We start from the raw sequence: 18,023 nt of genomic DNA, 5'->3' as shown, positions 1-18,023 counted from the left end.
TTTTGATTCTGGCCCTGAGCATGGTTGGTGGCCATGTTGAAATTGGCAGGAGGCAGGAGGCCGGATGCGGCAAGAAGTAAACATCGAAGATTTTCGCACCCGAGCCAGGCGGAGTTTGCCCCGTGTGGTATTTGATTTTCTGGATGGTGGTGCCGAGAGCGAAATCACGCTGCACAGGAACCGTAGCGCATTTGATGATATCCAACTCAAGCCACGTATTCTCAAGGGTGGGGATGTCGATCTCTCTGTCACGCTGTTCGGTCAGAAGTATGCGGCGCCTTTCCAAATCGGACCAACCGGCCTGAACGGGCTTTATTGGCCAGAAGGGGACTTGCACCTTGCAGCCGCAGCAAAGCAGGCCGGGGTCGCATTTACGGTTTCGACAGCGTCAAACACGACTATGGAAGAAATCGCGTAGAAAAATAATTGGCCACTTTGGTTTCAGCTGTACCCATGGGGCAAAGAAGCATTTTCCAATGCATTGATCGAACGGGCGTCGGCTGCGGGCTACAGTGTTCTTGTAATCACTGTCAACTCGTTGGTGGGTGGCAAAAGAGAGAGGGATTTGCGGCATGGTTTCGCGCATGAAATCCGCATGAGCCCCTCTGTCGTATTGGACGGATTGTTGCATCCGAGATGGTTCAAATCCGTATGGCTGAGCCAACATAGGCCGCGACTGCAAAATCTGGCGGCCTTTTAGGGGGATGATGTCAGCGACAAGGCGCTTGCCGAATTTACGCGGGCGCAACGAAACCCGAATTTTTCCTGGGACGATGTAAGGCGTCTTCGGAAGCTGTGGCAGGAGCCACTTGTGATTAAGGGGATCATGTGTGCTGAGGATGCAATGGCCGCACAACGCGAAGGCGCTGATGGGGTGGTTGTTTCCAACCACGGTGGCAGGCAGCTTGATGGAGCTCCGGCGACGATTGAAATTCTTTCAGAGATTGTGTCCGTCTTGGACCAACATATGACAGTTTTGCTTGATGGTGGTGTTCGGCGCGGCAGTGATATCGTCAAGGCGCTTGCGTTGGGGGCGGACGCTGTGCTGCTGGGCAGGGCACCTCTTTACGGCCTGGCGGCGCGGGGGCGTGCGGGGGTTTCCAGCGCGCTTTCGATTCTCGAAGACGAGATGCGCAGGACCATGATTTTTACGGGATGTCATGGCGTTTCGGACCTGTCTGAAGCAGGGGTTGTCATGTCGGCCAAGGATATTGGCGGACGAGAAGACCGTTTAGGGCCAAATATGTGATTTCTAGACACAATTAGCGCGTGGCTGGGCGGTGCGTCCAGTTGACATCTTGAACTTAGCTATCTAATTATATTTCGGAAGCGAACGGACGGGAGGACCCCATGGAGCAGATCAAAATGCGCGTCGAAAAACGGCGCGATCTGACACCTACTATTGCAGAATTCACTTTGGCTCCGGTTGGCGGCGAGTCCCTGCCAGAGTTCAACCCAGGTGCACATATCACGATCGAGACACCATCGGGTGCTATGCGCCGATACTCTCTGGTAAATGATGGGAGCGACCCAAAAGAATATGTGGTCGCCATCAAGCGAGAGCCGCAGTCGCGCGGGGGGTCTGCCTCCATGCATGAGCAAGCTGTTGTCGGGACAGAGTTGAATATCGAGCACCCGGAAAACGATTTCCCGCTGACGGATGTGCAGAAATACCTCTTGATTGCCGGCGGTATCGGTATCACGCCAATCTATTCGATGGCGCGTTATCTGGATAAGAAAGGTAAGATGCTTCGGATCATTTACGTAAGCCGGAGCGCGGAAGAATCGGCCTATCTTGATGAGCTGATGAAAGATTTCGAAGGCCGGATCATCGTGCACCACGATGACGGCGATCCGAACGCTGTCTATGATTTCTGGGACGATCTGGTGACGCCGCGCGCGACCCATGTCTTCTGCTGCGGACCCAAACCGCTGATGGAAGAAATCAAAGCTTTCTCGGGTCACTGGCCCGAAGGCCGTGTCCACTTCGAGGATTTCAAGCCTGTTGATGTGGTTCGTCAGGATGACGTTGCTTTCGAAGTCGAGCTGAAGAAAAGCGGCCAAACGGTTACTGTTCCTGAGGATCGTTCTATCCTCGAAGCACTGCGTGATGCTGGCTTCGCAACAAGCAGTTCTTGCGAAAGTGGCACGTGCGGTACTTGTAAAACCCGCCTACTGGAAGGCGAGGCAGATCATCGTGATATGGTGCTGATGGAAGAAGAAAAAGGCAGCCAGATCATGATTTGCGTTTCGCGCGCCAAATCCGGGAGGCTGGTTCTTGACCTCTGATCCCGTTCGTCTTGGCGTGGCGGGGCTTGGGCGTGCTTTCATGCTCATGGTGCCTTCGTTTGATGCCGACACCCGTGTGAAGCTGACGGCTGCCGCCGCCCCAAGGGAGGAAAGCCGCGACGCATTCGAAAAAGAGTACGGTGGCACAGGGTATGCCACCGTCGAGGAATTGTGCGCAGACCCTGACGTTGAGGCCATTTACATTGCGACGCCGCACCAGATGCATGTGGATCATGTGTTAGCTGCGGCGCGCGCGGGCAAACATATCCTTGTCGAAAAGCCGTTGGCCGTTTCGATGGAGGATGCCGAAGTAATGGTGTCCGCAGCCAAGGAGGCTGGGGTGCATTTGATAGTTGGGCCGAGTCACAGTTTCGACCCGCCGGTTGAATTGGCCACGCAACTTATTTCCAGCGGAAAGTTCGGTCAGTTGCGCATGATCCAGGCCTTTAACTATACGGACTTCCTCTATCGTCCGCGTCGCCCGGAAGAGCTGCGAACCGAAGAGGGTGGGGGCGTGCTGTTCAGTCAGGCGATCCACCAGATTGATGTGGTTCGCAGGCTTGCCGGCGGCATGGCCGAAAAAATTTATGCCATGACGGGCGCATGGGATCCCAAGCGCCCGACCGAGGGCGCATTCACTGCACTGATGAATTTTGCCGGGGGGTGTGTCGCGAACATGACGTACTCGGGCTATGCGCATTTCGACAGTGATATCTGGATGAACAATGTCGGAGAGCTTGGACAGCGTAAATCAGAAGGGGCTTACGGTGGAGCAAGGCGTGCTTTGCTGGATCTCAACCCTGATGACGAGGTCCGGCTGAAAACTACACGAACATTCGGCAGCGGCACGACGATTGAGGCCGAACATAACGAACATTTCGGTCCGGTGATCGCGCTTTGTGACCGTGCCGATCTGCGACTGACCCCGGATGGGATAGAAGTGTTCGGTGACACCGAACGCGGCTTTATCGAAGCCAAATTCGGACCGGCACCACGCAGAACCGTTCTGGATGCGCTGGTGGATGCCGTGCGTCATAACAAGGCCCCCGACCAAACAGGGGAATGGGGGCTGGCAAGCCTGGAGGTTTGCCACGCGATCTTGCAATCCGCAGAGACCGGACAAGCGGTCGATCTTCAGCGGCAATGTAAAACAAATCACTAGGAGCCGACAGGATGAGCAATCTCAAACTTTCCCTTGCAATGGGTAACTATGACCGCACACGGGCAATCGTGGATGGGCGTGTTCAGATCGACGGAGTAGACCCGGTTCCGATGCTGTTGTCGCCGGAAGAAATGTTCTTTCGCGCGTTCCGCCACGAGGCTTTCGATATCAGCGAGATCTCGCTGTCGTCCTATTCGATTTCGGTTGCCCGAGGGAATCCGCATTATGTGGCAATCCCGGTCTTCCTGAGCCGTGCGTTCCGTCACACCTCTGTCTATATCCGCACGGACAAAGGGATTAACAAACCAGAAGACCTGAAGGGCAAACGTATCGGTATCGCCGAATATCAGCTTTCAGCTAACGTTTGGGTGCGTGGTATCCTGGAAGAGGAATATGGCGTTAAGCCCTCGGATATCATCTGGGTGCGCGGCGGCATGGACACACCCGGCCGGCCTGAAAAAATCAAGGTTCAGTTGCCCGATGACATTCGTATGGAGGAAGCCCCAGAAGGTAGCACGCTGAACAGCATGCTTGAAGCGGGTGAAATTGATGGCTTTATCGGGCCGCGCTGGCCGCGTTGCTTTGCTGAACGTCATCCGCATGTTGGGCGACTGTTCGCAGACAGCATTACAGCGGCGGAATATTACTTCGAGAAAACCAAAATCTTCCCGATCATGCACGTACTGGGCGTACGCCGGAGCCTGGCAGAAGAATACCCGTTCTTGCCCGCGGCATTGCTCAAGGCATTTACGCAGTCAAAACGGTTGGCCGAAGAGGCCCTTTCGGACACATCTGCCACCAAGGTGACGATGCCCTTCGTGGAGGACAATCTCAACCGTGTCCACGCGCTGATGGGGGATGACCCTTGGAGCTATGGCGTCAGTGGAAATGCGCATGTGCTCAACAAGTTTTTAGATTACCACGTAAGCCAGGGCTTGTCGCCGCGCCGTGTGGAGATCGAAGAGCTGTTCCATCCGTCGACCCTGGAAGCCTATAGCCTGTAAGAGGAATGCCGAGAATGGAAGATTATCAACCTGGCGACATTGTTGAGATCGAAACAACTGCTGGTTTGGCTTATGTGCAGCTTACGCATACCCATCCCAGCTATCCCCCGGTCGTGAAGTTCTTGAAAGGCCCATTCCAGAAACGGCCCGAAGCTGTAACCGTTCTGGCACGCGAGGCCTCGCCCATCGCGATGGTGCCTTTGAGTGGTGTTCTGAAAAAGCTCGGGCTCAAACACGCCCGGGTGGGTACGGTTGAAATTCCCCGTGCTGAAGGGGAGTTCCCAATTTTCAGAATGCCCATTCGGGATAAGAAGGGCGAGATCATTTACTGGTGGTTCTGGGATGGCAAGGGGCTGACATACACGACAGAGCTAATGCAGCAGCAGGAAAAGCTGCCCATGCGTGAAATTATGTCTGCAGAACGCTTCCTGGATCAGCTTGTCGCGGATGAATAGCGCCGCTCTTGTTGCCCGATTAGACCAATGACTGCTGGCTTTGGTGGTCTGATGGCCGCGTTTGGTGCGTTTTGTTATGCGCTTAGCTCGGTCGCAATTGCCAAAAGCTCTCAATCCGCCCAAGGGCGCGGGAATGATGTTCTGCTGTCAGTGTTGATGACAGGTATCGTTTCCGGTGCCCTTTGGCTGGTTTGGGGGCCAGAGCTGCTTTCTGTTAGCCAGCCCGTACTGATCGGGGTGGCCTATTTTGTGCTGGCGGGTGTTCTGGGGAATGTGGTTGGCCGCCTGACGTTGTTTCGGTCGGTGGAGCTGGCTGGCGCGATCGAGACAGGCTTCATCCGGCGTCTGATTCCTGTTTTTGCAGCGATTTTCGCATTTCTCCTGCTTGGAGAGGTGATTACGACTTCTATTGTGATTGCGTTTATTCTGGTGACAGGTGGCGTGTTGATCATGATGACTCGCAAGTCCGCCAAGGCGGTATCGACCCTGGTCTCTACGGAACCTTCGCCACAGGACAGGACCAAGGGTCGGGTTTTGGCGCTTGGCTCTGCTGCGGGTTATGGTGGTTCCTTCGTAGCGCGCAAACTCGCGATGCAGACCTTGCCTGATCCGCTGGCCGGGGTGTTCATTGGTGCGTTGACGGGATTGGTATGGTTCGTTGGGTGGGGGCTTTTTCGATTGCGTGGCCGGGTAGGGCTTTCATGGAGGTTGCATAAGCCAAGCGGGTGGCAATTGCTGGCTGGTGGTGCGATGACAATCGGACAAGTCGCACTGTTTTTCTCGTTGATGTTCACCAGTGTGACCGTCGTTGCCATCATGTCATCTATCGAGATGTTCTTTGCAGCCTGGCTTGCTGGGCATATCTTCAAAACCGAAAGACGGCCTGGCCCCAGGTTCTACATTGCGGCTGCTCTGGCTGCGACGGGGGTCATCATCCTTGCGATTGCTCCGACGCTTGAGTGAACGCCGAGGGACGGTCAGCTATGTGAAAGGTTGCTGATCAGCTTATCCATCGCCGCAAAGAAGACGGTAAGTTCGTCTACGTCTGAGCTACCCCCCGAAATTAGGGCACTGACGTAGGCTACGATTTGTTTTCTGCTGATCTTCGACGAGAAGGAGATCAGAGATGTCGAAACGGAAGCAGCATTCGCCGGATTTCAAGGCGAAGGTGGCGCTTGAGGCGCTGAAGGGTGAGCAGACGGTAGCCGAACTGGCGAGCCGGTTCGGGGTTCACCCGACGATGATCCACACATGGAAGAAGGCTTTGCTGGAAGGCGCGTCGGGCGTGTTCGAGCGCGGTGGCAAGAAGGCCCCTGAGGTCGACGAGGAGTAAATGAAGGAGCTGCATGCGAAGATCGGGGAGCTGGCCGTGGCCAACGATTTTTTGTCCAGAAAGCTCAAGCCGTGGACCGGCAAGTGAGGCGGAAGATGGTTGAACCCGCCAATCCCGATCTGTCGATCGGCAAGCAGTGCAGGCTGCTGTCGATCTCGCGGTCGTCGTTCTACTACACCCCCAAGGGCGAGACGGCGCTAAATCTCGCGCTCATGCGCCAAATTGATGAACAATTCCTTGAGACACCGTTCTTCGGTGTGCGGCAGATGACCTGGCATCTGCGCAATGAGGGTCATCTGGTGAACGAGAAGCGCATTCGTCGTCTCATGCGGCTGATGGGTCTCATGCCGATTTACCAGAAACCCAACACGAGCAAGGCGGCGAAAGGGCGCAAGACCTACCCCTACCTGCTGCGCGGGTTGCGGGTGGACCGGCCTAACCAGGTCTGGGCGGCGGACATCACCTATCTGCCGATGCGGCGAGGGTTCCTGTATCTCGTCGCCATCATGGATTGGCACACGCGCAAGGTGCTGGCCTGGCGTATCTCGAACACGCTGGAGGCTGACTTCTGCGTCGAGGCGTTGACCGAAGCGATCCATAAGTTCGGACCACCCGAGAACTGGCACCAATCGTATGACTGTCAGAATGCACCATGACCTTTCCGTCGGGCTTTCGCCGCCACACGGCCATCAGCAAGGCTTGCAAGGCGAGGTCGGTGGTCATGCACGATTGCGCCGACCAGCCGACCACGCGGCGCGAAAACAGGTCGATGACGACACACAGATACAGCCAGCCCTCGTGGGTCTTGATGTAGGTGATGTCGGTCACCCAGACCTGATCGGGCGCAGAGGCTTGGAACCTCTGCTCCAGCCTGTTCTCAGACACGATGGCTGGCTTGCCGCCGTAGCGCCCGGGACGGCGTTTGTAGCCAACCTGTGCGGCGATCCCGGCCAGAGACGCCAAGCGCGCCACTCGGTTCTCGGATATTTGCTCGCCCTGATCGCGCAGATCGTCCGTCAACTTGCGATAGCCGTAGACCTTGCCGCTGTCGGCCCAGGCCTGCCAGATCAACTCGGTCTGACGCGCATCCTCCTGTGCACGGTGGCTTAACGGTTCCTTAAGCCATGCGTAGAAGCCGCTGAAATGGACCCGAAGCACCCTGCACATGGCTCGGATGCCAAACTCCTCGCGATGCGCCCGGATAAAGGCGTACTTCATTGGGACCCTCGCGCGAAGTACACCGTTGCCTTTTTTAGGATGTCGCGCTCCTCGGTCACCCTGGCCAACTCACGCTTCAGTCGCCGGTTCTCCGCCTCATGATCCACACCCGGCTTCTTTGGGGCGGGATCGCCGAACAGCTTCATCCACTTGTACAGAGAATGCGTGCTGACGCCCAAGCGCCGGGAAACCTCCCGGACCGGATACCCCCGCACCGTGATCTGATGCACCGCATCCCGCTTGAACTCGTCGCTGTAATTGCTTGTCCCCATTTCGGCCTCCTTGCCTCAAAGTTAGGGGGCAAAGCGTCTACAAATCTAGGGGCACCTCACACATAGTGCCTTGATATCGCCCACCCGCCCCGGAAACCATCGCTCTGATGGACCCGAGACCGGTCATGCACTAACAATCAAACCGGACCACGCACGTGGGGCTGATCATGAACTGATCCCACGCTCTCGGCACACAACCGTCTTCGAAATGTCGCTCTCCTGCTTCTTCAGGATCGCGATGATCTGTTCTTCGTTGAACCGTGATCGCTTCATTCTTCCGTCTCCTTCGTTGGGACGGATTCTACCTCAAAACGGAGGAGGAAACGGGTCTCAGGTCAGACATTCCGTTCCTCGACGAGATTGAAGCGAACAAGAAAGGGTGATCAAGCATCCTGCACTCCTCATGAAGCGGAATGTAGGGCTTGTATCACCAGGGGACTGGGCAGCTTGCTTGCCCAGTCTTTTCTTTGTCGGGATGCAGGGCGTGTACTGTTCCTCATAAAATCATAGACTTCTAAGATTGTGATTGCTAGTTTGCCTATGAAGTTCGAATTGTGAGGATAAAATGAGCATCAAGAACATCCTTATTGCACATTCCGGTAGCGCAGGCTTCCCAAGCAGCGTTAAGCACGCGGCAAAAATCGCCGCAAAGCACGATGCATGGCTGACTTGTGTCTATGGGAACGCATCCTCGTATTTCGAGCATGTTCTTGGTTTGACAGAAGATCTTCTCGACAAGCTTGGCAGTGCAAGAAACGAGAAAATTGCAGCAGCACGTGATCTGTTCCAACAGGCGGCTGCCGAGGCAGGCCTTGCAGAGCGGTCCCGCTTTATTATGCCGAATGAGATTGGCAAAATGAACTTGCCAGAGCTGGCGCGAAATTTCGATTTTGTCGTTACCGGCTATCATTCCAACCTGCCAACAGATGAGTTTCGGGCCGTCAGCCCGGATATGATGTCATTGCAGAGCGGCCGACCCGTTCTTGTGGTTCCGAATGGATATTCTACGGATCAGCTTGCATCGCATGCACTTGTCGCATGGGACGGAAAGCGTTCTGCGGCCCGGGCGCTCAACGATGCAATGACGATCCTCGAGGAAAAGCGGCGTCGGGTGACAATACTAAGTGTTGGGTCTAGCTTTCCGAAAATGCCGGAGGGGGCGGATATCTTGACGCATCTGAAGCGTCATAATGTCGACGCAGAGCATGTTACCCGTCCAAAAAGCAAGGGCGGTATCGCCGAGGTTATTCAAGAGACGGCCAGAGAACTGGGCGCAAAGTTAATCGTGATGGGGGCGTACGAACATAGCAAGTTCTCTCAAGACCTTTTTGGTGGTGTCACGCATGAGGTAACGAGGACCAGTAAAGTTCCGGTTTTTATGTCTCACTAGTACCCTGGCGAGGTATTTTGAGGATTGGTGTCGCTTCCTGCCGGGAATAGTTGTCAAAACTTCGTGGCGGGGCATGGCAATATCAATCACCGCCAAAACGGGCTCGGCCTGTGCAATACTGTTACCGGCCATGGTCGGTCTGCCTTGCGGTGTAGTTTGTGCAAAACCACTGTAGGGACCTGAAACCCGGCTATGATCGCCTACTGCGCAATCTGTGGGCTCCGCAGGCAATCATAGCCTTCAATCAGCGCTGTTCCGAAGGTGTTACGGAACGGAGTTCACCAGCCGGGCCATCCTGAGATGGGCCGACCACAATGCCATTCCCTGCACTACATTGACCCCGGCAAGCCACGACAGAATGCGTTCATCAATTCATTCAACGGCAGCCTGCGTGACGAACTTCTGAATGAGGAGTTATTCGACATGACCTGCCCCCCTTCGGTCCCTCGTTCATAACGAGAGTCTGCGGGTTTGATCTTGATAATCATGGGTTTCGGTTTGGGCAAGTGCGCCGGGCGCGGAGCCCTCAAATTGCTCAAGCGCTCGGCGCGCTTGCAGTGGCGTCTGGTTTCCGAGCGACGAATGCGGCCTGACGGCATTGTAGTCATATCGCCATAGCGCCAGCTTTCGCCGGGCATCGTTCAGGGTGTCAAAGATCTCCTCGTTCAATAGCTCGTCGCGCAGGCTGCCGTTGAACGACTCGATGAAGGCGTTCTGCTGTGGCTTCCCTGGGTCGATGTAATGCCACGGCACATCGTTCTGGTCGGCCCATTTCAGGATGGCCCGGCTTGTGAACTCCGTGCCGTTATCACTGACGATGCAACCTGGTTTTCCGTAGACCCGCACCAGCGCATCCAGCTCGCGGGCGACACGGGCTCCCGAGATACTGGTGTCGGCCATGAGGCACAGGTTTTCGCGGCAGCAATCGTCGATCACTGCCAGGATGCGGAACTTGCGTGAAGCACCAAAGCTGTCCGACAGAAAGTCCAGCGACCACCGCGCATTTGGGCGCGCCGCCTCCGGCATCGGTGTGCGTGTGCCGCGGGCCCGTTTGCGGCCACGTCGTCGCTTCACCGAGAGACCTTCCTCCCGGTAGAGCCGATACAGCTTCTTGTGGTTCATGATCATGCCCTTGCGTTCGAGCAGGACGCCGATCCGACGATAGCCGAACCGACGTCGCTTGCCTGCAATCTCCTGCATCTCTTTGCGGATCTCGGGGCAATCCGGCGGGCGTTCGCGCCGGACCGTCTTTGGATCGACACCGACAAGCCGGCAGGCCCGGCGCTGCGAGATGTCGTGATCCCGCATCGCTCTGAGCGCTGCCTCTCGCCGCTTGGTCAGCGTCGTCAGTTCTTTCCCAAAAGATCTTTCAGGACCACGTTGTCGAGCATCGTATCGGCCAGCAGGCGCTTGAGCTTGGTGTTCTCGTCTTCCAGCGCCTTCAGCCGGGCGGCTTCCGACACCTCCATGCCGCCGTATTTGGCTTTCAGCTTGTAAAACGTGGACGGGCTCAGCCCGTGACGACGGCACACTTCGGCCGTCGGCATGCCCGCCTCTTGCTCCTTGATCATCCCGATAATTTGCGCCTCGGTAAAACGGCTCTTTCGCATTCGTCTGCTCCTTCAAGGTTGGGCAAACTCTACATCATGATGAGGGATTTCGCGGGGGGCAGGTCAATTGGTCTGGCCGACATCCGGCATCCCGAAGGCGATCCATGTCGATAACGCGCAGGAGTTCCACAGCGACGCCTTCTCATCGGCCTGCGAAGATTGGGGCATTGCCGTCGAGTACCGCCCGCCTGGTGCAACGCACTTCGGAGGTCATATCGAACGTTTGATCGGAACGGCCATGGGGGCTGTTCATGTTTTGCCCGGGACCACGCAATCCTCCGCTGCCGAGAAGGGCGATTATGACAGCGAGAAACATGCGGCTCTGACCCTGGCCGAGTTCGAGGACTGGCTTCATCTGGAGATTTGCCGCTACCACAATACCCGCCACGAAGCCCTCGGGCGAACGCCGCTGGCCGCTTGGGCTGACTTGGGCGGAGACACTGCGGGGCGGCAGGTTGTCGATGTCGAAGCCTTCCGGACAAGCTTCCTGCCTTTTGAGTTGCGCCAGCTCGGGCGCACTGGGATCACTCTCTTTGGGGTGCACTACTGGAGTGATGCCTTCGCGTCGTTGGTCGGACGGGGCAGCGGCAAGGTGCAGGTGAAGTACGACCCGCGGGACCTGTCGCAGGTCTGGGTTCTCGTCAATGATGGCCGCATGATCCCGGCTCGGTATCGGGATCTGAGCCACCCTCGGATATCGCTTTGGGAAAGTCGTCGGGCGCGGAAGGAATGGCAAGACAGGCATGGCGGTCGGATCAACGAGAAGGCCTTGTTCCAGGTGATCGACGCGCAGAGACGACTGGCCGAGGCGGCGCGTCAGAAGACAAGGACCGCCCGTCTGGAGAGCGAACGCGAGACGCGGCTTCCCAAGCACCAGCCGCGCCGCGATCCGTCCCGAGAAATGTTCGCCATCGACACTGGTAACCCAGACCTCCCCACTTATCCGATTGAAGAGTTTGATGACCCCAGAAGAAAGAATTGACCGCATCCGCAGCGATCATTGGATCGCATTCGACCGTGCCACGATTGTTCTCAACCGATTGACGTCCCTGATGGAAATGCCGCAGCAGAGCCGGATGCCTGGCCTGATGGTCTATGGCAGTTCCGGTATTGGCAAGACGATGATCGCCAAGCGCATGGCCAGCAAGTATCCGACGCAGTACAACGCAGAACTGGGCATCACGAAGACCCCCATCCTGCTGGTTCAGGCGCCGCCAGCGCCGGACGAGCGACGCTTCTACCAGCACATCCTTTCGACGATCGGGGCGCCGATGTGGGGGCGGCATACCGTGTCCGAACTTGAGGTCCGCGCGCTCAGTCATCTTCGGGATATGGACCTGAAGATGCTGATGATCGACGAGGTGCACAATCTGCTTGCCGGTAGTTACCGGGAGCAACGCCGGTTCCTGAACATGCTGCGGTTCTTGGCCAACGATCTCTGTGCCTCGCTTGTCGTTTTCGGTGTCAACGAAGCGCTCGAGGCCGTCCGCGGTGACGACCAACTGGCCCGTCGCCTGGACGAACACTACCTGCCGCTCTGGGAGGACGACGTGGAGTTCTCTCGGCTCATCCAAACGCTGATTGCCGCGATGGCACTTGAGCAGCGGTCGGGCCTCACGGTTGCGTCGCTTCGGACAATCCTGAAAGTGACGGGCGGTGTGACCTCGCGCGTGTTCATCATGATCAAGTCCTTGGCCATCGATGCGATCGAGACGGGTGAGGAGCGGATCACCGATGAGGCCGTTCAGGCCTGGCAGCCGGTATGGGCGAAGCATGCTTGGAGCATTCCGCGCCAACCCATCGCGGAGTTCGGGTGACCGTGAACCCATTGCCGCGTCGACCGCCACCGGTATCCGACGAGCTTCTCTCGAGCTGGATCGGGCGGTTGGCCCGGGCCAATCATTGTTCCGTCGAAGAGCTTTGCGGCTATCTCGGTTTGGGGCAGGGCAGGGTGCCGGAGCATGCGGGTGACCTTGGGCATGTGAACTGGGCTCGGTTATGTCCGGCGGTTCAGCAGACCCGGGATGAGATCGCGGCCATGACCCTCCCGGACACGACGCATCATCCCGCTCAATGCGTATCTAGCGATGACTTCCAAAGTTGCGCAAACTGCTCGAAACAAACCTCGGGACTGGTCCTGCGCCACTGGCGCTTCGCCTGGTCGCTGACTTGCGAAAACTGTGGTCGACCTCTTGTGGCGAGGCATCCGGCCGATGGTCTATCAAACAGGCTACGTGTCCGCGCCGCTCGGGGCGCGGCATTGCTGAAGACGGCGGTTGCCGCCGCCGATCTGAGGCACATGCAGCGGATCAGCCATACGCTGTGCCTCTTACAAGTACTTGAGTTGGTATACAGCGTGCCACTCACGTCGCGGTGTCAACTGGAGCGGTCAATAGTGTCAATCGGCATTGAAGTTTGACCCCCTATCGGCATCCAATATTGACCCCCTTGGTGGTGAGCAGGCCCGGCGCTGCGTAGCCCTCACATAGCGCAGCGGCGGCGGGCCTGCGGGGTTTCGGGTTGGCGCTATGCGCGGTTCTTGAAGCGCCAGCTTTCGTTACCGGTTTCGACGATTTCGCAATGGTGGGTGAGCCGGTCGAGCAGTGCGGTGGTCATCTTGGCATCGCCGAAGACGCTGGGCCATTCGCCGAAGGCCAGGTTGGTGGTGACGATGATGGATGTGCGTTCGTAGAGTTTGCTGATCAGGTGGAACAGCAATTGGCCGCCGGTCTGGGCGAAGGGCAGATAGCCGAGCTCGTCCAGGATCAGGAAGTCGAGGCGGGAGATCAGGTCGGCGGTCCGGCCCTGGCGCTCGGCGCGGGCTTCGGCATCGAGCTTGTTCACCAGGTCGACCACGTTGAAGAACCGGCCCCGGCGCCCTGCCCGGATACAGGTCCGGGCGATGCTGACGGCAAGATGGGTTTTGCCGGTGCCTGTGCCGCCGATCAGGACGAGGTTGCGCTGATGGTCGAGGAAGTCGCCGTTGGCCAGGTCGCGGATCAGGGTCTCGTTAACCTCGGCGGCCTCGAAGTCGAACTCCTCCAGTTCCTTGGCGAGCGGCAACTTGGCGATGGTCATTTGGTATTTGACTGACCGGGCCTGCTTCTCCCTGATCTCGGCGGTCAGCAGGTCACCAATGATCTGTTGCGGCTCGTGCTGGCGTTTGACGGCGGTGGTCAGGACCTCGTCATAGGCGGCCCTCATTCCGTAGAGCCTCAGCTTTCCCATCGCGTCGATTACCTCGGATCTTTCCATTCTGTGTTCTCCTCAGGCTGTCATATCGGTTGCAGTCGGCAATGGGCTCGCAGGCCAGCTTCAGCGCATCCGGGGTGGTGATTGTCAGGGGTGGTGGCGGCTCGCGGTGCCGGGCCAGGATGTTCAGCACGACGCCTGCGGAATGGACATTGTGCGACAGGGCTTCGGCGCAGGCCGCCTCGACCGCATCAATCCCGTCGGTCAGCACGGCGCTCAGGATGTCGACCATCTGCCGGTCACCGCCCGGCTGGCGTTCCAGCTTGCGCCACACGCGGCGGATTGGCACCGGCAGCTCCCATTCCCTGAAGGGCGCCCCGTTGCGAAGGGCGCCGGGTTTGCGGGCCAGAACGGGGATGTAATGCAGGGGATCGAAGATGGTTTTGTCCCGCCCGAAGGCCCGCTCATGCTGGCCAACGATTTGCCCATCCTGCCAGCATTCCAGCCGGGCGGCATAGGCCCTGATCTCCACCGGCCGCCCGACCGCCCGGGCATCGACCGAGTAGCGGTTCTTGTCGAACCGCACGAGGCAGGTCTTGGACACCGATGCGGGAACTGCATGGAATCCATCGAAAGGGCCGACGTAAGGCACAAGGCTCGGGCGCTCGTCCTCGAACACCTCCCAGATCGTCTTGTCGCGCAACTCTGGATGTTTGTTCGCCTTGGCATAGGCCAGGCAGCGATCCTCCAGCCAGGCGTTCAACTCGGCATAGGATTTGAACTTCGGACGCGGCACGAAGAAGCGCCGGCGGATCACGCCGACCTGGTTCTCGACTTGGCCTTTCTCCCAGCCCGAGGCCGGGGTACAGGCCACCGGGTCGACCAGGTAATGGCCGCACATCTGCTGGAACCGCCGGTTATAGGCCCGATCCTTGCCAATGAAGATCGCGTCAACGGCGGTCTTCATATTGTCGTAGATGCCCCGCGCACAGGCCCCACCGAAGAAGGCAAACGCCTTGTCGTGGGCGTCGAACACCATCTCCTGTGTCTCTCTGGGATAGGCCCGCACAAACGGCATCCGGCTGTGGCTCAGGCGCACATGCGCAACCTTCACCGTCGTGGTCACGCCGTCAATCAGGACAACCTCATGGCTCCAGTCGAACTGATAGGCTTCGCCCGGGTCGAAGCTCAGCGGCACGTAGGCAGCGGCGGAAGCTTCCCGGGTCGCCTTCGACCAACTCGCCGCATAGCGCCGCACCGCATCATAGCTGCCGTCATAACCCCGGTTGCGCAGCTCTTCGTAAATCCGAACCAGTGTCAGCCGCTGGCGTTTGGGTTGCCGGTCATTCTCAGCCAGCATCTCATCCAGATCGGACCGCCACGGGTCGATCTTGGGGCGGGGCTGCGTGGACCGGTCATAGCTGAACTCGGTTGCCCCGGACCGCACCACCTTCCGCACCGTGTTCCGTGATACCCGCAGCTCCCGGCAGATCTGCTTGATCGACTTCCCCTGGATGAAATGCGCCCGCCTGATCTTCGCAATCGTCTCCACAACCAACATCCCCAAATCGCTCCCTCAATCCTTTGAGGAAGCTTCTGAACAGAAATATCAGGGGGGTCACTTTTGGACGCCGATTACCCCAATACAGGGGTCAATCTTGCATGCCGGTTCACAACCCAAGACGCCGTGCACGCCGTTCGTACAAAGTTCGGAGTCAGTCTGGAGCAGGAGCCCGTGATCTACTGATCCGCACCACCCGCTGACAGGACAGCCTGTCGTCGTCGCGCAGTGGCCGCCTAGTCGACCTGGGCTTTGTCGGACAAGACGACACCGTGGACCTGTCGGGCCTGTTCCGAAGAAACCAATCCGGAATACAAATCATCGACGACGGCTTCCAGGCTCCGCTCTAGCGCGGAGCCATACCCGCCCCGCCCCGGATGTGAACTGATGAATACGGTCACCGACGTTCAGCCTTAGTCCGCTGACCACGCGGTGTTGTCACGTTCACGGGGGCGAGGTTGCCGGTTTGTTAATCTGTGCGTAAGCGGCGTAGACCTCTCATAAGAGAAAGTCCGGCGCCGTACCGCTCTTACTATCCGGTATCACCGCCTCGAAGCTTTCGATGCCTGGAAATCGCCGGCGCATGTCGCCTGAGCAGCCAACCCGATGCCAAATTGAAAATTCAGCGAATTCACGTGACACCACCCAACATGCGACAACACCTAGGATGTCCCAGCTCCATATTTGGACGCATGCTTCAGAACCTCAGACTTGGCAAATAAAGGGCGATCTGGGGGAAGACGAGCAGTAGGGCGATCCCGAGCAGCATGGGGATCACGAAGACGATCGCGCCCTTTGCCGTTTCCGTGATCGACAGGTCGGGCACAACCGTCCGCAGGACGAATAGGTTCAGTCCGACTGGCGGGGTGATGGCGGCGATCTCGATCTGGATGGTCACGATCACACCGAACCAGATCGGGTCGTAGCCGAGACCGACGATGGTATCGAGAAAGATCGGCACCACGATCACGAGAATGCTGAGCGGATCAAGGAACATACCCATGATCAGGAGCAGAATGTTGATCGTCACGATGATGACCCATGGCGGGACATCAAGACCGGTGAGATAGTTCGAGATATCCTGCGGCACGCCAAGACGCGTCAGAACGAAAGAGCTGAAGAGCCCGCCGACAAGAAGCAGCATGAACATCCCTGTCGTCCGGACGGTCTTCTGCAGCGCTTTCGGCAAAACACCCCCTTTTAGTTTGCCAAGCGCGAGCGCAACCAGTACCGCCGCTGCCGCTCCGAAGGCACCCGTCTCGGATGGGGAGGCGATGCCCGCGTAGAGGGCACCGATGATCATTACGGCGATCAGGACCGTCGGAAAGGCTTCGGCGCTTGTCTTGACCCGCTCGGTAAAGCTGACCCTATGCGTGATAGCCGGAGCGATCGACGGGTTCATGAGGACTTGCAGGATCACCGTGCCGGACAGCAATGCGGCCATCATGAGCCCCGGCAGGATCCCGGCAAGGAAAAGCCCCCCGATGGACGTTTCGGTGATCACTCCGTAAAGGATCATCGGCACGGACGGCGGGATAAGGATGCCGAGCGTTCCCCCGGCGGCCGTAGCACCCGCGGCCAGGCTGCGGGCGTAGCCGTGCTTGGACATCTCGGGGACGGCCATTGCGCCGATTGTCGCTGCGGTGATCGGGCTCGAGCCGCAGACCGAAGCGAAACCTGCGCTTGCGGCAATGGTCCCGATGGCAAGGCCGCCGGGCAGCCGCCTGAGCCATATCGCAGCCGCCCGGAAGAGAGCGGCACCGAGGCCGGATAGCGCAATCACCTCGCCCATCAGAACAAAGAGCGGCACGATGACGAGCACGAAGCTCCATGTCTGCGAGTATGCGATGTTCGCGATCTGGACGACGGCTCGGGGTGACACGAAGGCTGCCGTACCGACAATGCCGATGAGACCCATGCTAACCGCAACCGGTATGCGAAGCGCCAGCAGGAATATGAGTGCGCCAATGAAGGCGCTGAACCAAAGCAAGGCTTCCATGTGAATTTCCTAGTCTTGTTCCGTGGCGGCGAACCGCTGTTGTGCTTCGAAAAGTCGGAGCACAGCCGTAAGCACGAATTGAAGGACGCCAATCGGGCCGATGACCTGTATCCACTTGAGCTGAACTGCGATCACCGCAGTGGCTAGGCGGTTGTCGGAAAAGGCGCGGGACGTCAGCTTCCACAGGTACCAGCAGAAGACGATCCCGAAGATGAGGCAGGCGATGGCGGCAACGTGATCGAGGTACTTTCGGATCCAATTGGGAAGGAAGCCTTCGAACAACTCGACCGTTACATGCTGTCCGGACTGAAGCGCAGGTGCCAGCGACAGAAAGACAACGTAGGTGAAGGCAATCTGAGCATAGTCGTGCGCCCACATCTGCGGTTCGCCAAAGGCGCGGGCCAGGGTTGCGCCCACCACGATCAAGCCGATGGCGGCGATCAGAAGACAAGCGACGAAGGTGAAGAGGGCGTTTACGCCCTCTACCGTTCGTTTGAAGCCCAGGTAGGGCTGAGATTGGTAAAATGCCATCTCGGCA

General features: G+C 58.1%; 17 protein-coding genes and 5 pseudogenes. 14 read left to right on the top strand and 8 right to left on the bottom strand.

The window, feature by feature from the left end; all coding sequences use genetic code 11:
* Positions 1-64 precede the first annotated feature (64 nt).
* From ACXADQ_RS00985 to ACXADQ_RS00950, 8 genes and pseudogenes are all read left to right on the top strand, one after another.
* Positions 65-1,249 (top strand): annotated as a pseudogene (locus tag ACXADQ_RS00985) (alpha-hydroxy acid oxidase).
* Between the two features lie 101 nt (positions 1,250-1,350).
* Entirely contained in the window at positions 1,351-2,289 is a 939-nt protein-coding gene (locus tag ACXADQ_RS00980; protein ID WP_027246169.1) for a PDR/VanB family oxidoreductase, read from the top strand.
* A complete protein-coding gene (locus ACXADQ_RS00975; RefSeq protein ID WP_027246168.1) occupies positions 2,279-3,451 on the top strand; it encodes a Gfo/Idh/MocA family protein in 1,173 nt (390 codons plus the stop codon). Before ACXADQ_RS00980 ends, ACXADQ_RS00975 begins: the two co-directional genes overlap by 11 nt.
* A gap of 11 nt (positions 3,452-3,462) precedes the next feature.
* On the top strand, positions 3,463-4,455 hold the full coding sequence (locus ACXADQ_RS00970; RefSeq protein WP_027246167.1) for an ABC transporter substrate-binding protein: 993 nt from the start codon (positions 3,463-3,465) through the stop codon (positions 4,453-4,455).
* A 14-nt stretch (positions 4,456-4,469) separates the two neighbouring features.
* The gene (locus ACXADQ_RS00965; protein WP_475314052.1) at positions 4,470-4,910 is read left to right on the top strand and encodes a hypothetical protein; all 441 of its coding nucleotides are present in this window, start codon (positions 4,470-4,472) and stop codon (positions 4,908-4,910) included.
* A 51-nt stretch (positions 4,911-4,961) separates the two neighbouring features.
* Entirely contained in the window at positions 4,962-5,873 is a 912-nt protein-coding gene (locus tag ACXADQ_RS00960) for an EamA family transporter (protein WP_475314049.1), read from the top strand.
* Between the two features lie 163 nt (positions 5,874-6,036).
* Entirely contained in the window at positions 6,037-6,243 is a 207-nt protein-coding gene (locus ACXADQ_RS00955) for a transposase (RefSeq protein ID WP_475314046.1), read from the top strand.
* 71 nt (positions 6,244-6,314) lie between these two features.
* Positions 6,315-6,899, top strand: coding sequence for an IS3 family transposase (locus ACXADQ_RS00950; protein WP_475314041.1), 585 nt, complete (start codon positions 6,315-6,317; stop codon positions 6,897-6,899).
* On the opposite strand, the pseudogene ACXADQ_RS00945 reads toward ACXADQ_RS00950, so the two are convergent.
* Positions 6,883-7,733 (bottom strand): annotated as a pseudogene (locus ACXADQ_RS00945) (IS3 family transposase); the annotation flags it as partial. The gene ACXADQ_RS00950 and the pseudogene ACXADQ_RS00945 overlap by 17 nt on opposite strands.
* Before the next feature lie 168 nt (positions 7,734-7,901).
* A pseudogene (locus tag ACXADQ_RS00940) lies at positions 7,902-8,006 on the bottom strand (transposase); the annotation flags it as partial.
* 292 nt (positions 8,007-8,298) lie between these two features.
* Here ACXADQ_RS00940 and ACXADQ_RS00935 point away from each other — a divergent pair.
* Together ACXADQ_RS00935 and ACXADQ_RS00930 are read left to right on the top strand one after the other, a co-directional pair.
* Positions 8,299-9,123: a universal stress protein gene (locus ACXADQ_RS00935; RefSeq protein ID WP_234994835.1), complete on the top strand. Its 825-nt coding sequence runs from the start codon at positions 8,299-8,301 to the stop codon at positions 9,121-9,123.
* 268 nt (positions 9,124-9,391) lie between these two features.
* Positions 9,392-9,546, top strand: a pseudogene (locus ACXADQ_RS00930) (integrase core domain-containing protein); the annotation flags it as partial.
* A gap of 27 nt (positions 9,547-9,573) precedes the next feature.
* Here ACXADQ_RS00930 and ACXADQ_RS00925 read toward each other — a convergent pair.
* Positions 9,574-10,733 (bottom strand): IS3 family transposase gene (locus ACXADQ_RS00925; RefSeq protein ID WP_475314035.1). Its coding sequence is split into 2 segments (ribosomal slippage): positions 9,574-10,484 and positions 10,484-10,733, totalling 1,161 coding nucleotides; the frame shifts between segments, so codons are not numbered across the junction.
* 67 nt (positions 10,734-10,800) lie between these two features.
* Here ACXADQ_RS00925 and ACXADQ_RS00920 point away from each other — a divergent pair.
* From ACXADQ_RS00920 to ACXADQ_RS00910, 3 genes are read left to right on the top strand one after another with little or no spacing between them, the layout of a single operon-like run.
* Entirely contained in the window at positions 10,801-11,715 is a 915-nt protein-coding gene (locus ACXADQ_RS00920; RefSeq protein WP_475314031.1) for a Mu transposase C-terminal domain-containing protein, read from the top strand.
* A complete protein-coding gene (locus ACXADQ_RS00915; RefSeq protein ID WP_071974414.1) occupies positions 11,693-12,550 on the top strand; it encodes a TniB family NTP-binding protein in 858 nt (285 codons plus the stop codon). The genes ACXADQ_RS00920 and ACXADQ_RS00915 overlap by 23 nt, the downstream gene beginning before the upstream one ends.
* Complete coding sequence (locus ACXADQ_RS00910; RefSeq protein WP_475314025.1) at positions 12,496-13,152, top strand: TniQ family protein; 657 nt, start codon at positions 12,496-12,498, stop codon at positions 13,150-13,152. Before ACXADQ_RS00915 ends, ACXADQ_RS00910 begins: the two co-directional genes overlap by 55 nt.
* Before the next feature lie 107 nt (positions 13,153-13,259).
* On the opposite strand, the gene istB is transcribed toward ACXADQ_RS00910, so the two are convergent.
* The 3 genes from istB to ACXADQ_RS00895 form a co-directional block, all read right to left on the bottom strand.
* Complete coding sequence (istB, locus tag ACXADQ_RS00905) at positions 13,260-13,988, bottom strand: IS21-like element helper ATPase IstB (protein WP_083783480.1); 729 nt, start codon at positions 13,986-13,988, stop codon at positions 13,260-13,262.
* Positions 13,921-15,486 carry an IS21 family transposase gene (istA, locus tag ACXADQ_RS00900; RefSeq protein ID WP_008335500.1) on the bottom strand — a complete coding sequence of 522 codons (1,566 nt, stop codon included), beginning with the start codon at positions 15,484-15,486 and terminating at the stop codon, positions 13,921-13,923. The genes istB and istA overlap by 68 nt, the downstream gene beginning before the upstream one ends.
* A 236-nt stretch (positions 15,487-15,722) precedes the next feature.
* Complete coding sequence (locus ACXADQ_RS00895; RefSeq protein ID WP_475314020.1) at positions 15,723-15,887, bottom strand: hypothetical protein; 165 nt, start codon at positions 15,885-15,887, stop codon at positions 15,723-15,725.
* A gap of 112 nt (positions 15,888-15,999) precedes the next feature.
* Here ACXADQ_RS00895 and ACXADQ_RS00890 point away from each other — a divergent pair.
* A pseudogene (locus ACXADQ_RS00890) lies at positions 16,000-16,080 on the top strand (IS6 family transposase); the annotation flags it as partial.
* Positions 16,081-16,183: 103 nt separating this feature from the next.
* On the opposite strand, the gene ACXADQ_RS00885 reads toward ACXADQ_RS00890, so the two are convergent.
* Both ACXADQ_RS00885 and ACXADQ_RS00880 read right to left on the bottom strand, forming a co-directional pair.
* On the bottom strand, positions 16,184-17,485 hold the full coding sequence (locus ACXADQ_RS00885) for a TRAP transporter large permease (RefSeq protein ID WP_138421457.1): 1,302 nt from the start codon (positions 17,483-17,485) through the stop codon (positions 16,184-16,186).
* 9 nt (positions 17,486-17,494) lie between these two features.
* Positions 17,495-18,016, bottom strand: coding sequence for a TRAP transporter small permease (locus tag ACXADQ_RS00880; RefSeq protein ID WP_138421458.1), 522 nt, complete (start codon positions 18,014-18,016; stop codon positions 17,495-17,497).
* Positions 18,017-18,023 lie beyond the last annotated feature (7 nt).

The organism is Thalassovita sp. ABM4_323 (assembly GCF_056158665.1).
Note: the sequence above shows the minus strand (reverse complement) of the source record. Positions and strands in the feature narration are given on the sequence as shown.